At 64.7% G+C, this 13,236-nt stretch carries 13 protein-coding genes; 9 read left to right on the plus strand and 4 right to left on the minus strand.

Annotation, left to right across the window (positions count from 1 at the left end; translation table 11 throughout):
• Positions 1-259 precede the first annotated feature (259 nt).
• Entirely contained in the window at positions 260-1,156 is an 897-nt protein-coding gene (locus ABV408_RS03370; protein WP_353981063.1) for a helix-turn-helix domain-containing protein, read from the minus strand.
• A gap of 172 nt (positions 1,157-1,328) precedes the next feature.
• Between ABV408_RS03370 and pobA the strand changes: the two genes are divergently transcribed.
• The gene (gene pobA, locus ABV408_RS03375; RefSeq protein ID WP_353981064.1) at positions 1,329-2,513 is read left to right on the plus strand and encodes a 4-hydroxybenzoate 3-monooxygenase; all 1,185 of its coding nucleotides are present in this window, start codon (positions 1,329-1,331) and stop codon (positions 2,511-2,513) included.
• Between the two features lie 84 nt (positions 2,514-2,597).
• Here the strand turns inward: pobA and ABV408_RS03380 are convergent, their stop codons facing one another.
• The 3 genes from ABV408_RS03380 to ABV408_RS03390 all read right to left on the minus strand — a co-directional run bounded on the left by ABV408_RS03380 (position 2,598) and on the right by ABV408_RS03390 (position 5,491).
• Complete coding sequence (locus ABV408_RS03380; protein ID WP_353981065.1) at positions 2,598-4,121, minus strand: sodium:solute symporter family protein; 1,524 nt, start codon at positions 4,119-4,121, stop codon at positions 2,598-2,600.
• Positions 4,118-4,357: a hypothetical protein gene (locus tag ABV408_RS03385; protein ID WP_035472128.1), complete on the minus strand. Its 240-nt coding sequence runs from the start codon at positions 4,355-4,357 to the stop codon at positions 4,118-4,120. Before ABV408_RS03385 ends, ABV408_RS03380 begins: the two co-directional genes overlap by 4 nt.
• A gap of 225 nt (positions 4,358-4,582) precedes the next feature.
• Positions 4,583-5,491 carry a LysR family transcriptional regulator gene (locus ABV408_RS03390; protein ID WP_353981066.1) on the minus strand — a complete coding sequence of 303 codons (909 nt, stop codon included), beginning with the start codon at positions 5,489-5,491 and terminating at the stop codon, positions 4,583-4,585.
• A 107-nt stretch (positions 5,492-5,598) separates the two neighbouring features.
• On the opposite strand from ABV408_RS03390, the gene ABV408_RS03395 reads away from it, so the two are divergent.
• From ABV408_RS03395 to ABV408_RS03430, 8 genes are all read left to right on the plus strand, one after another.
• Positions 5,599-6,717, plus strand: coding sequence for a muconate cycloisomerase family protein (locus ABV408_RS03395; protein WP_353981067.1), 1,119 nt, complete (start codon positions 5,599-5,601; stop codon positions 6,715-6,717).
• A gap of 14 nt (positions 6,718-6,731) precedes the next feature.
• On the plus strand, positions 6,732-7,022 hold the full coding sequence (gene catC / locus ABV408_RS03400; protein WP_353981068.1) for a muconolactone Delta-isomerase: 291 nt from the start codon (positions 6,732-6,734) through the stop codon (positions 7,020-7,022).
• A gap of 57 nt (positions 7,023-7,079) precedes the next feature.
• Positions 7,080-8,051 carry a catechol 1,2-dioxygenase gene (catA, locus tag ABV408_RS03405; RefSeq protein WP_353981069.1) on the plus strand — a complete coding sequence of 324 codons (972 nt, stop codon included), beginning with the start codon at positions 7,080-7,082 and terminating at the stop codon, positions 8,049-8,051.
• 22 nt (positions 8,052-8,073) lie between these two features.
• Positions 8,074-9,459 (plus strand): Rieske 2Fe-2S domain-containing protein, encoded by a 1,386-nt coding sequence (locus ABV408_RS03410; RefSeq protein ID WP_353981070.1) that lies wholly within the window; start codon positions 8,074-8,076, stop codon positions 9,457-9,459.
• On the plus strand, positions 9,456-9,962 hold the full coding sequence (gene benB, locus ABV408_RS03415) for a benzoate 1,2-dioxygenase small subunit (protein ID WP_353981071.1): 507 nt from the start codon (positions 9,456-9,458) through the stop codon (positions 9,960-9,962). The genes ABV408_RS03410 and benB overlap by 4 nt, the downstream gene beginning before the upstream one ends.
• 22 nt (positions 9,963-9,984) lie before the next feature.
• Positions 9,985-11,010 (plus strand): benzoate 1,2-dioxygenase electron transfer component BenC, encoded by a 1,026-nt coding sequence (gene benC / locus ABV408_RS03420; protein WP_353981072.1) that lies wholly within the window; start codon positions 9,985-9,987, stop codon positions 11,008-11,010.
• Positions 11,007-11,807, plus strand: coding sequence for a benzoate diol dehydrogenase BenD (gene benD, locus ABV408_RS03425; protein ID WP_353981073.1), 801 nt, complete (start codon positions 11,007-11,009; stop codon positions 11,805-11,807). The genes benC and benD overlap by 4 nt, the downstream gene beginning before the upstream one ends.
• A gap of 200 nt (positions 11,808-12,007) precedes the next feature.
• Positions 12,008-13,222, plus strand: a complete 1,215-nt coding sequence (locus tag ABV408_RS03430; RefSeq protein ID WP_353981074.1) for an outer membrane protein transport protein — start codon at positions 12,008-12,010, stop codon at positions 13,220-13,222.
• Positions 13,223-13,236 lie beyond the last annotated feature (14 nt).

The following is a 13,236-nucleotide window of genomic DNA, read 5'->3' on the forward strand; positions in this document are numbered from 1 at the left end:
GTATTTCCCCGCTCTACCGCTACCCCGTAGCAAGGCGCGTTCCACTCTCCGCTGAATGCCAAAAGACGCCGTGCGATTGTCGGTTTTCGAGCGCTGACGTGTCGAAAAAGCGGGCTGGCTGTCGGATCGACCCGCGGTGAGGCGGCCCCGACTGGGCGTTAGAGAGGGTTCATGCCCCGTTCTGGTTCATGCCTGCGCCATTCGAGGGCAGGGCTCGCTGCGCACGGCGACACGCGGGCCACTGGTCGAGACGACGCGTTCAGCCCGGCGCCGCGCCGCGCTGACGAAAGGTGCGCGGTGTCATGCCGGTGCCGCGCTTGAAGAAGCGGGTGAAATAGGTCGGTTCGGTGAAGCCCAGCCGCTCGCCGACCTGGGCGATGCTCTGCTGGGTATAGGTGAGCTGACGCTTGGCCTCCAGTAGCAGCCGCGCGTGCAGCAGCTGCAGGGCGCTGTGGCCGGTGAGCCGTCGGCAGAGCGCGTTGAGATGGGCGTCACCGATACCCAGCTCGGCCGCCAGTTCGGGAATCGAGGGCTGTTCGGCGAAGCGGGTTTCGATCAGCTGCCGATAGCGCTCGAGATGACGCTCGCCGCGCTCCTGACCCGACCTGGGGAGGCGCTGACGCCGCCTTGCTCGGCGCCACAGATGCAGCGTCACCGCTTCGATCAGGGTCGTCAGCATCGCCTCGCGATCCTCCTGCGCGCCCCCCGGCGCACGCCGATACTCGCCGTCCATGAGTGCGATCAGCTGTGCCAGCGGTGCGGCCTCCGGCTGCGCTGCCAGCGGATAGTGGGCGGCGGTGGCGAGCACCTCGGCCTGGGGCAGGCGCGCGTGGAGGCGCGCCACCAGCGGCTGCGCCAGGGTGACGATATGCCCTTGTGTCTGGGGCGAGAAGCGAAAGCCATGAATCACGGTGGCCGGCACGCAGATCATGGCCGGCGTGTCGATGGCGGCCTCCAGGTCGCCCAGCCGTAGCTCGACCTGGCCCTCGCGCAGTAGCAGCAGGTGCATCAGGTCGGCATGGCGGTGCGCGCGGATATGCCAGGCGTAGAGCCGGCTGCGCTCGGCGATGGTCTCGCAGTGTAGCAGGTCCGGGGTGGGCCAGTGGCGGGTCTCGCCATAGAGCTGATAGGTAGGAACGGACGGGGACGTCGCCATGCGCATGGCTCTCGCGTCGTAGGGGGCTGGGATCAGACTAAAGTCAGGCGCCTATCCTTGGAAATGATCATTTTGGCTAGGAATCTTGCCTTATCCGATGGTGAGCGATGGCGAACAATGGTGGTGAAAAGTGCCATTTCAGGCTCTGACCCGCCATTGGAGGAGAGGCATCATGCGCACGCAAGTCGCGATCGTCGGCGCCGGCCCCGCCGGCCTGCTGCTGGGGCAACTGCTGCATCGCCACGGCATCGATAATGTCATCGTCGAGCGACGTTCGGCGGATTACGTCCTGGGGCGCATCCGCGCCGGGGTACTCGAACAGGGGATGGTCGATCTACTGCACGAGGCCGGGGTCGGCGCGCGGGTGGACGCCGAGGGCATTCCCCATGACGGTTTCGAGATGGCCCTGGGCGAGCGCCGGGTACGCATCGATCTGGCCGCGCTGACCGGCGGCAAGCGGGTCACCGTCTACGGTCAGACCGAGGTCACCCGCGATCTGATGGCCGCCCGGCGTGACGCCGGGCTGACCACGCTCTACGAAGCCGAGGAGGTATCGCTGCACGGCATCGAGAGCGAGTCGCCCTATCTCGAATGCCGTTACAACGGCGAGTCGATGCGCCTCGACTGCGACTATATCGCCGGCTGCGACGGTTTCCACGGCGTTTCGCGTCAATCCATCCCCTCGACGACGCTCGCCACCTTCGAGCGTGACTATCCGTTCGGCTGGCTGGGGCTGCTCGCCGATACCCCGCCGGTGCATCACGAACTGATCTATTCGCGTCACGAACGCGGCTTTGCGCTGTGCAGCATGCGCTCTGCCGAGCGCAGCCGCTACTACCTGCAGGTGCCCGCCGGCGAGCGAGTCGAGGCGTGGTCGGACGACCGCTTCTGGGACGAGCTGTCGCGCCGGATACCGCGGGAGGTGGCCGCGCAGCTGGTCACCGGGCCGTCGCTGGAGAAGAGCATCGCACCGCTGCACAGCTTCGTCGCCGAGCCGATGCAGCACGGGCGGCTGTTCCTGGCCGGGGATGCCGCGCACATCGTCCCGCCCACCGGTGCCAAGGGGCTCAATCTGGCCGCCGGCGACGTGGGCGTGCTGCATCGGCTGTTCGCTGCCATCTATCACCAGGGGCGCACCGATCTGATCCCGCGCTACTCGCCCACCTGTCTGCGCCGGGTGTGGAAGGCCGAACGCTTCTCCTGGTGGATGACGCGCCATCTGCACGACTTCGGCCAGACGCTCGACTTCGACGAGCGCGTGCGCCAGGCCGAGTTCGACTACAGCCTCGGCTCCCAGGCCGGTCTGACCACGATCGCCGAGAACTACGTCGGCCTGCCTTATGAAGTGCTGGAATGAGGCAGCGCCCAAACGCATACGCCTTCGCCAGTGGCGAAGGCGTATGCGGCAGTGGCAACACTGGGAAGGAATCGCGCCTGGCGCTCAGCCCGCGCGGGCTGCCGGGCTCTGCGGCGGGAAGGCGATGATCTCCTCGGCGCGCTCGCGCTGGGCCGGGGAGGCGCCAACCAGCAGTGAGCCGCCGACGCAGAGTACCAGGTTGAGCAGCAGCCCCCAGAGGCCGCTGAACACGCCCAGCGGGCGGTAGCCGGCGAAGGTGAAGGCAGCGGCCAGCACGGTGCCGGCGAGCATGCCCACGAATACCGCCTGGGCATTCAGACGCCGCCAGTAGAGGCCCAGGATCAGCGCCGGCGCGGTCTGGATCAGCACCTCGAACTTGAGCACGAAGATCTGATAGAGCGTGCCCGGCGGGTACCAGGCGATCAGCACCAGCACCACCACCGCGGCGACCCCTACCAGCTTGCCCACCAGGATCTTGCGGTACTCGCTGGCATCGGGGGAGAGATAGCGGCCGTAGAGATCGTGGGAGACGATCGAGGAGAAGGTCAACAGCACCGAGTCCGCGGTGGAGACGATCGCCGCGATCACCCCGCCGAACAGCAGCACCATGGCCCAGTAGAAGAAGGTGTTCTGGTTGGCCAGGGCGTTGGCGAGCATGCCCACCAGCTGCTCCGACTGCGCCGTGGTGAGATCGGGAAAGGCGCTGATGCCGATGATCCCGACCATGAACACCACGCCCGCGGTCAGAAACGGCATGTAGGCCATGCGGATGAACGAGCGCTTGAGGGTGCGCTCGCTGCGCGCGGAGAAGATGCGCTGGAAGGCGTGCGGGTAGATCGCCGCGCCGATCCCCACCAGCACCAGAAGACAGAACCAGGTGGTCAACGCCTTGCCCGTGGGGGCCCCCAGCTTCTGGGGCGCGTTGGCGGCCATGGTCTCGGCAGCGCTGGGCAGCCCGCCGATGTAGATCAGCGAGCCTATCAGCAGCGTGAACACCCCGAACAGCAGCGCCAGCCCCTGGATGGTGTCGGTATAGGCCACCGAGCGCATGCCGCCGAGCCAGCTGTAGGCGACCATGATCACGATGAAGAAGATCACCCCGATCTGATACGGAATGGTGCCGCCGGTGAGCCCCGACACCCCCTGGCCGATGGCTACGAACTGCTCCAGCAGATAGTTGCCGAGGCCATAGAGCATGAGGATGGCGGCGAGCACGCTGACCCGTTTGGAGCGGAAGCGCAGATCGATCCAGTCCACCGGCGTGAGCAGACTGAAGCGCCGGCCCAGCGAGTAGAGCCGGGGGGCGAAGAACAGATACACCATGATGATCATGATGAAGAACGGCACCGATACCAGGTACTGATAGCCCAGGCGGTAGGCCGTCGGCGGATAGCCGACCACGGTGTTGCCGCTGTACTGGGTGGCGAAGAAGGTGAAGAACAGCACCATGGCGCCGAGGCCACGCCCGCCCAGATAGTACTCGTCGAGACTCTCGCGCACGCCACGGTGGCGCAGAAAGGCGAACAGTCCCACCGCCAGCATCAGGCCGCCGTAGAGCCCCAGGACCAGAATCCCCGACCAGCCGCCGAACGCGAGGTCCATGCTCATCGCTCATCCTCCGTCTCGTCGGCCCCGGTATCCCACTGATAGAGCACGACCCAGGTGATGAACAGCGACAGCGCCAGCGACACCGCGATGATGATCAACGCCCAGTAGGGAATGCCCCAGAACAGCGGCGACCAGGACCCGGCCGGGAAGTACCAGGGCGTGACCAGGGTGAAGAGCACGCCGAAGCCGATCCAGACGGCGGGCTTTTTGACCGGTTCGGTAATTCGTTTTTTCATGTGTTCCCCCGATGGCGCGCGTGCGTCGGCGCACGACGAATTCGACCGTGGACTATAGCCAGCGCGCTCGCGCCCTGGCTATTGACGTTCGGCAAAGCGAGACTTCGCGCCGGGCGAACGCATGCGACCTTGGTGGAGGATCGCGGGGGCGATCGGGAGGCCGATAGGCGTCGGGTGAGTGTCGGATAAGCGCGCGCGATGCACAGTCGGCTGTCGACGTCGGCGCTATCCATCGATGGTGAAACGTCCGCTGAGACGGTTGTCCACCAGCTCCTTCAGGATGTCGTTGGTCATGGCCATCGCGGGTGTCACGGGTTCCCGCCGACGGCTGCATATGATCGGTGAGGTGATGTTGGCCTCGGCCAGGCGGGCGTAAGCGACTTCGCGGCGTTGCAGGCGCATGACCTGCTCCGGCACCAGGCTGAACCCCAGCTCTGAGGCGACCAGCCCCAGCGCGGTCTGGAGTTCGTTGGTCTCCTGAATCACCTGCACCTTGAGCCCGCGCAGGCGGAACAGGCTGAGGACCGCGTCGGCGTAGCTCGGACGCGGTGCGGCAGGGTAGATGATGAGGGGGTAAGCGGCGAGCTGTGCGAGTGTCGGGCGGGTGCACGCCAGCGGATGCGCCGCCGGCAGGGCGGCGACGATCGGCTCGTCGAACAGGATCTCCTGCTCGATGTCGGGGTCGTCGACCCGCAGGCGGCCGAAGCCGATGTCGATACGACCGGCCTTGAGTGCCTGCACCTGGCTCACCGTGGTCAACTCCAGCAGCAAGAGTTCGATGTCATCCGTTTGTCGCAGGCGGCGAATCAGTTGTGGCAACTGCCCGAACAGCAGGGATCCCACCATGCCGATCCCGAACACCTGGTGCCCGCGCCGCGCCATGCGCCGCGTAGCCGTCACGGTGGTATCGATCTTTTCCAGAATCTGCAGTGCGTGCTCCAGGAAGAACTTGCCTTCGTGGGTCAGCGTCAGTCCACGGGCCCGACGGGTGAACAGTGGCGCCCCGAGTTCCGTCTCCAACTGCTTGATTTGCCGAGACAAGGGCGGCTGGGCCATATGCAGTCGCTGGGCCGCACGGGTGAGGTTCAACTCCTCGGCGACCGCGCAAAAATAGCGTAGCTGACGCAGTTCCATGCATACCTTCAAAGTATGGGAAGGGACTCAAACGATATTTTTCGCCACCCGGGCGCGCAATCAGACTTAGGTCACTTCAACGGCCATCGTCTGGACAAGAGGCGCCCATGCCCCCCTTCATCTCTTCGATCTCCACCCAGCTCGTCGACCTGCCCACCATTCGGCCGCATCGGCTGTCGATGACTACCATGGCCCGCCAGACGCTGGTCATCGTGCGCTTGCGCAGCTCCGATGACATCGAAGGCGTGGGTGAAGCCACCACTATCGGCGGGCTGAGCTACAGCGCCGAAAGTCCGGAGAGTATCCAGTGCAACATCGATACCTGGCTGGCCCCGCTGCTGATCGGTCAGCCGGCCGACAACCTCAATGCGCTGATGGCCCGCCTCGATCTTCACGTGCGCGGCAACGCCATCGCCCGCTCGGCGCTGGAAACGGCGCTGCTGGATGCCCAGGGCAAGCGTCTCGGCGTCTCGGTCGCGGTGCTGCTTGGCGGGGCGGTGCATGCGCATTTTCCGGTGCTGTGGACGCTGGCCAGTGGCGATACCCACAAGGACATCGACGAAGCCTTTCAACGGCTGGACGAACGCCGCCACTGTCAGTTCAAGCTCAAGCTGGGTGCCAATGGCCTGCGTGAGGATCTACGCCACACCGAGGCGATCTGCGCGGCACTCGAAGGGCGTGCCGATGTGCAGGTCGATCTCAATCAGGCCTGGGACGAAAACACCGCCGTGCAGGGCATCGCGGCCCTCGAGGCGGCCGGCGTCGCGCTGATCGAACAACCGATTCCCGCCCGTCAGGTGTCCGGGCTCACGCGGCTGGCCAGCCGCTTCCGAGTGCCGATGCTGGCCGACGAGGCCGTTCAGGATGCCGGCGATGGCCTGACACTCGTGAACGCCGGCTTCAGCGGCGCCTTTGCCCTCAAGATCGCCAAGGCTGGTGGACCGCGCGGTGCGCTGGAGCTGGCCCAACTGGCGCAGAGCGCGGGGATCGGCCTCTACGGCGGCACCCTGCTCGAAGGCACCATCGGCACCGCCGCCTCGCTGCATGCCTGGTCCACCTTGGCCTCGCTCGAATGGGGTACCGAGATGTTCGGGCCGCTGCTGCTGCAAGACGACATCGTCACCGAGGGGCTCCACTACCACGAGTTCGGCGTCGACCTGCCCAGTGGGCCGGGGCTTGGCGTCACCCTCGATGAAGACCGGCTGCGCTTTTACACCCGCCCCTGAACCGGAGCACTCCCATGCTGTTTCACGTCGAAATGACCGTTCATCTGCCCAGTGACATGCCCGAAGAGCAGGCTGCCGACATCAAGGCAACAGAAAAGGCGTACTCCCAGACGCTTCAGCAAGAGGGCACCTGGCGTCATCTGTGGCGGGTGGCCGGCAGCTACTCGAACGTCAGTATCTTCGATGTCGAGGACAACGAGACGCTGCACCGCATCATCAGTGGGTTGCCGCTGTTTCCGTATATGCAGATTCAGGTCCGCCCATTGTGTCGTCATCCCTCCTCGATCCGCGACGACGACAGCTGATCGGGCACGAAGCCGTTTGACCGTGGCGCATTCAATCGACAACAAGAGGTGATACCCATGAGCGTAAAAATCTTCGATACCCCCGAAGTCCAGGATTTCCTGGTCACGATCAGCGGGCTGGATACGGCGGGTGGAAACGCGCGGGCCAAGCAGATCGTTCATCGTCTGGTGAGTGATCTGTTCCGACTGGTCGACGACTTCGATATCACCGAGGAGGAGTACTGGGCGGCCGTCAATCTGCTCAACGCGTTGGGCAGTCAGACCCAGTTCGGCCTGCTCTCGCCGGGCCTCGGGTTCGATCATTTCCTCGACATGCGCCGTGACGCCATCGATGCCGAAGCGCAGCGCACCGGCGGCACGCCCCGCACCATCGAAGGGCCGCTCTACGTAGCGGGTGCCCCGGAAGCCGACGGCTTCGCCCGCATGAGTGATGAGGCCACCGAAGGCGAGACCATGTGGCTCACCGGCCAGGTGCGCGACGTCGACGGCACGCCGATTCAGGGCGCCAAGGTCGAGATCTGGCACGCCAACGACAAGGGCGGCTACTCCTTCTTCGATCCCTCGCAGTCCGAATACAACCTGCGCCGCACGATCTACACCGACAGCGACGGCCGCTACACCGCCCGGAGCATCATTCCCTCCGGGTACGGCGTACCCGAAGGCGCACCGACCGACGTCGTCCTCAAATCGCTCGGCCGCCACGGCGAACGTCCGGCGCACATTCACTTCTTCATCTCGGCGCCCGGCCACCAGCATCTGACCACCCAGATCAATCTGGCCGGCGACCCCTACACCTTCGACGACTTCGCTTTTGCCACCCGCGAGGAGCTGGTGATTCCCGCCGAGCGGATCGAGGACACCGAGGAGGTCGAACGGCGCGGGCTGGAGGGACCCTTCTCGCAAGTGGTGTTCGACATCGAACTCGCGCCGACCGATGAAGCCGCTCTTCAAACCCGTCACGCCCGGCCGCGCGCGAAAGAGAGCGCAGACGACCTCGCCAGCCAGTTGGCGGGTACCGCGAAAGTCTAGGCCACCCGCGAGGAGCACGATCATGACCCCACATCTCGATCAACTCGAAACCCGTGTTCGCAACGTCGTACAGGACGACCCCGAACAGGGCATCTTCCGCTGCCATCGCAGCATGTTCACCGACCCGGCCTTTTTCGAGCTGGAGCTGAAGCACATCTTCGAGGGCAACTGGCTGTTCATGGCGCATGAAAGCCAGATTCCCGAACCGGGCGACTATTTCACCCTGTTCATGGGGCGTCAGCCGGTCATCATCACGCGCGACAAGGAGGGCGAGCTGCATGCCATGCTCAATACCTGCAGCCACCGCGGTGCCACCCTGTGTCGCAAGCGGCGCGGCAACAAGAGCACGTTGACCTGCCCGTTCCACGGCTGGTCGTTCAAGAACGACGGGCGTCTGCTCAAGGCCAAGAACGAAAAGACCGGGGCCTACCCCGACGGTTTCAAGCAGGACGGCTCGCACGACCTCAAGCATCTGCCGCGCTTCGAGAACTACCGCGGCTTCCTGTTCGGCAGCCTCAGCGATGATGTCATGCCGTTGACCGAGCACCTGGGCGAAACCACCAAGATCATCGACAACATCGTCGATCAGGCGCCCGCAGGGCTCGAAGTGCTGCGCGGTACCTCGACCTATACCTTCGACGGCAACTGGAAGCTGGGGGCAGAGAACGGCGCCGACGGCTATCACGTCAGCTCGGTGCACTGGAACTACGCCTCCACCATGGAGCGGCGCAACTACGACAAGGGCGGCACCCGGGCGGTGGACGCCAACGGCTGGTCGAAGAGCATGGGCGGGTTCTACTCCTTTGATCATGGGCACATGATGCTCTGGACCCGGCTGATCAACCCGGAAGTCCGGCCTGTCTACCAGCACCGCGACGAGATCGCGGCCGAATTCGGCGCGGCTCGGGGCGACGCCATCGTCAATCAGACGCGTAACCTGTGTCTCTACCCCAACCTCTATCTGATGGACCAATTCTCTACCCAACTGCGCACCATCCGACCGCTGGCCGTGGATAAAAGTGAGGTCACCATCGTCTGTTTCGCGCCGAAGGGGGAGCCCGCCGAGAGCCGGGCGCTGCGTATCCGTCAGTACGAAGACTTCTTCAACGTCAGCGGCATGGGCACACCGGACGACCTGGAAGAGTTTCGTGCCTGCCAGCACGGCTACGCCGCGGAAAATCTCGAATGGAATGACCTGAGCCGCGGCGCCAAACAGTGGATCGAGGGTCCGGACGACAACGCCCGTGCCGTGGACATGAAGCCGCTGATGAGCGGGGCCTCTCCCGAGGACGAAGGGCTCTACGTGCTTCACCACAAGCACTGGGTCGAGCAGATGCTGCGCGCCGTGGCACGCGAGCGCTCGCAGACGATCGCCACCAGTGCTGGTGACGAGGAGGACGCGGCATGAGTCTCGACTATCTCCACGTACGCTATCTCGACGTACAGGCCTTCGTGTTCCGTGAAGCTCGGCTGCTCGATGACCGCAAGTGGGATGAGTGGCTCGAGTGCTATCACGAGGACGCCGTGTTCTGGATGCCGGCCTGGGACGACGAAGACCGGCTCACCGAGGATCCGCACAGCGAAATCTCACTGATCTACTACCCCAACCGCCAGGGGTTGGAGGACCGAGTCTATCGGATCAAGACCGAGCGCTCCGGCGCCACCAGTATCCCGGAACCGCGTGTGACCCATCAGATTTCCAACCTCGAGATTCTCGCGGAAGACGCGGGGCAGCTTCACCTGCGTTTCAACTGGCACAACCTGAGCCACCGCTACCACGAGACCCACAGCTTCTTCGGCACCTCGTTCTACATCCTCGATGTCAGCGGCGATAAGCCGCTGATCCGCGAGAAGAAGGTGGTGCTCAATAACGACTATATCCACCAGGTGATCGATATCTATCACATCTGATGAGGCCGGGAGGGATAACGTCATGGAATATCGCATCGCACTCAACTTCGAGGATGGTGTCACCCGCTTCATTCAGTGCCGTGACAACGAAACCGTGCTCGACGCCGCCTATCGTCAGCGTATCAACCTGCCCATGGACTGCTCCGATGGCGTCTGTGGCACCTGCAAGGGGCAGTGCGAGCGTGGCGAGTTCGACCTCGGCGATGAGTATCTGGATGAGGCACTCTCCGATGAAGAGGCCGCCCGCGGTCAGGTACTGACCTGTCAGATGGTGCCCGCCTCGGACTGCGTCGTGCGAATCGCCGCCGACTCGACGCGCTGCAAGACCGGCATCGGTGAATATGTCGGCACGCTGGCGAGTGTCGAGGCGCTCTCGGACGACAGCCTCGAACTGAGCATCGACTTGGATGCGGGCACGGAACTGGGCTTCCTGCCCGGCCAGTACGTCAATATCGACATCCCCGGCGAGAACGCTTACCGCGCCTACTCGTTCAGCTCCGCGCCCGGCACGACGCGCGCGACGTTCCTGATCCGCAACGTCCCTGACGGCAGAATGAGCGGCTACCTGCGCGAGCGGGCAGCGCCGGGCGACCGCATGACGCTCAAGGGTCCGCTGGGCAGCTTCTATCTACGCCCGGTCAGTCGGCCGATTCTGATGCTGGCCGGCGGTACCGGGCTGGCACCCATGCTGGCGATGCTGGCCCAGCTCCAGGCGCAGGGCTCGGCCCAGCCGGTGCATCTGATCTACGGCGTCAATCGGGACGACCACCTGGTCAAATGCGAGGCGCTGGATGCCTTCGCCGAGGCACTGCCGGATTTCGCCTACACCACGGTGGTGGTCGACGAGCAGAGCACGCATCCGCGCAAGGGCTATGTCACCCACCATCTGGCCGCCGAGATGCTCAACGACGGCGATGTCGACGTCTATCTCTGCGGGCCGCCGCCGATGGTCGATGCGGTGCTGGCGCATTTCGACAGCCTGGGCCTCGAACCGGCCGGCTTCTACTACGAGAAGTTCACCCCGAAGCGGGTCGAGGAGGCGGCATGAGGGGCGCCGCGCCTGACTCGGCGCGCTTTCAGGATCGCGTCATGGTGATCACCGGTGCCGCTCAGGGTATCGGTCGCCGCGTGGCCGAACGCGCCGCCGACGAGGGCGGGCGCCTGGTGCTGGTCGATCGCGCCGAGATCGTCGACGAAGTCGCGGTGGCGATCCGTGAGCAGGGCGGCGAGGCGATCGCCGTACGGGCCGATCTCGAGACCTTTGCGGGGGCCGAGTCGGCGATGAGCGCCGCGCGTGAACACTTCGGCCGAATCGATGTGCTGATCAACAACGTCGGCGGGGCGATCAACTTCAAGCCGTTCACCGAGTTCAGCGCCGACGAGATATCGGCCGAGATCACCCGCTCGCTGATGCCCACGCTGTGGTGCTGCCGGGCAGTGCTGCCGACGATGGTCACCCAGGGAGAGGGCGTGATCGTCAACGTCTCCTCGGCCGCCACCCGCGGCATCCACCGCATTCCCTACTCGGCGGCCAAGGGCGGCATCAACGCCCTGACGACATCTCTCGCCTTCGAAGGCGCCGCGCACGGCATCCGCGTGGTCGCCACCGCCCCCGGCGGCACGTCCGCACCGCCACGACAGATCTCTCGGGGTACCCCCGAGGCCACCACCGAGCAGGCGCGTGGCTGGTTTCAGGCCCACATCGACCAGACCCTGTCATCGAGCTTCATGAAGCGTTACGCCAGCCTCGACGAGCAGGCCGCCCCGATTCTGTTCCTGGCCTCCGACGAGGCCAGCTACATCACCGGCTCGGTCTTGCCGGTGGCCGGCGGCGACGGCGGTTAGATCGTCGCCGTACGCAGAAGAGAAAACCGATCGGCCTCACTCGCCGTTGAGTCCAGTGAACAAGCGTCCGACAACACCCTAACAAGGACCTCGATTCATGAAGCACATCGAAAAGAGCACCAGTCTGCGTCATGACCTGGCCACGCACTGAGCGGCATGGCTGCCAATAACACCAATAACAGTGTCAGGAGTCGCTACCCATGTCATCGATTCAAGGGTCTACCCTCGATATCTCCCTTCAGTGGGCCAAACGCATCACTGTCACCGCGCTCACGACCGCTGCCGCGCTCGTGTTCGTCGCGCCGACCGCCCAGGCCAACAATGGCTTCAACATGCCAGGCTATGGCACCCGCGCTCTGGGAATGGGCGGGGCTTCGATCGCGCTGCCGCAGGATTCGTTGGCCGCGGCCAATAACCCGGCTGGCATGGCGCTTGTCGGTGACCGTTTCGACGTCGACCTGACTGTGATTTCGGCCGACATCGATCTGGATGCCGCCGGCAACGGTTACCACGACTCGCCGCTGCCGCTGGTGCCGGAGTTCGGATTCAACCGCCGCCTGTCGGAGGACTGGACTGCTGGGGTGTCCATGATCAGCAACGGGGTCGAACTCGATTACGGCGAGGCCGTCCCCGGCTACGGCACTACCGACCTCAAATCGAAGCTGATTCAGAGCATCGTGCATCCCACTCTGACCTATCGTCTCGCCCCGGGACATTACCTGGGTGCCTCGCTGCTGCTCGGTGCCCAGCGGCTGAGAGTCAGCGGGATCGAAAATCTCGGCCTCGAGCGGACGCAGGGCGACTGGGCCACCGGCTACGGTGCCGCTTTCGGCTACATCGGCAGGCTCTCTCCCGAATGGCAGGTGGGCGCGACCTATCGTACGCCAATGCGCTTCAGTCGCTTCGATGAGTACCGTCGGCTGCTGCCGGAAGGCCGCATCGACATGCCTCAGCAGGCCGGTATCGGCCTGGCCTACACCCCCAATGAGCGTCTGACGCTGGCGCTGGACGTCATGTGGCTTGGCTGGTCGGAGGAAAACACCTGGGGCAATGCCTTCACCGAAGGCGGTGCGCTGGGCGATCGCGACGGCCCTGGTTTTGGCTGGCAGGACCAGCGCGTATTGCGCATCGGGGCCAGCTACGACGTCACCCCTCACTGGACGCTCCGCAGCGGCGTCTCCCTCGCCAGCAAGCTGGTCTCCGGCGATGAGTCCAGGCTGGCAGCGCTCGCACCGCTGATGGGGCGTGATCATTACACCGTCGGCACGAGTTACACCCTCGGCAATGGCATCGAACTCAACGGTGCCTTCATTCATATGCCGTATGAGCATCTGCACGGCGCCGGTGCCTCGCGGGGCGTCGATGTGGGGATCGGTGTCGACATGTTGTCGTTCGGCATCGGCGTGCCCCTGTAAACCAAACGTGGTCG

Source organism: Salinicola endophyticus (assembly GCF_040536835.1).
GTDB lineage: Bacteria > Pseudomonadota > Gammaproteobacteria > Pseudomonadales > Halomonadaceae > Salinicola > Salinicola endophyticus_A.

Coding starts and splice junctions, on each gene's coding strand:
- benB (WP_353981071.1), top strand. CDS start 9,456: ATGAGTCTCGACTATCTCCACGTACGCTATCTCGACGTACAGGCCTTC.
- ABV408_RS03385 (WP_035472128.1), bottom strand. CDS start 4,357: ATGAAAAAACGAATTACCGAACCGGTCAAAAAGCCCGCCGTCTGGATC.
- ABV408_RS03410 (WP_353981070.1), top strand. CDS start 8,074: ATGACCCCACATCTCGATCAACTCGAAACCCGTGTTCGCAACGTCGTA.
- ABV408_RS03390 (WP_353981066.1), bottom strand. CDS start 5,491: ATGGAACTGCGTCAGCTACGCTATTTTTGCGCGGTCGCCGAGGAGTTG.
- ABV408_RS03380 (WP_353981065.1), bottom strand. CDS start 4,121: ATGAGCATGGACCTCGCGTTCGGCGGCTGGTCGGGGATTCTGGTCCTG.
- ABV408_RS03395 (WP_353981067.1), top strand. CDS start 5,599: ATGCCCCCCTTCATCTCTTCGATCTCCACCCAGCTCGTCGACCTGCCC.
- ABV408_RS03370 (WP_353981063.1), bottom strand. CDS start 1,156: ATGGCGACGTCCCCGTCCGTTCCTACCTATCAGCTCTATGGCGAGACC.
- benD (WP_353981073.1), top strand. CDS start 11,007: ATGAGGGGCGCCGCGCCTGACTCGGCGCGCTTTCAGGATCGCGTCATG.
- catA (WP_353981069.1), top strand. CDS start 7,080: ATGAGCGTAAAAATCTTCGATACCCCCGAAGTCCAGGATTTCCTGGTC.
- catC (WP_353981068.1), top strand. CDS start 6,732: ATGCTGTTTCACGTCGAAATGACCGTTCATCTGCCCAGTGACATGCCC.
- ABV408_RS03430 (WP_353981074.1), top strand. CDS start 12,008: ATGTCATCGATTCAAGGGTCTACCCTCGATATCTCCCTTCAGTGGGCC.
- pobA (WP_353981064.1), top strand. CDS start 1,329: ATGCGCACGCAAGTCGCGATCGTCGGCGCCGGCCCCGCCGGCCTGCTG.
- benC (WP_353981072.1), top strand. CDS start 9,985: ATGGAATATCGCATCGCACTCAACTTCGAGGATGGTGTCACCCGCTTC.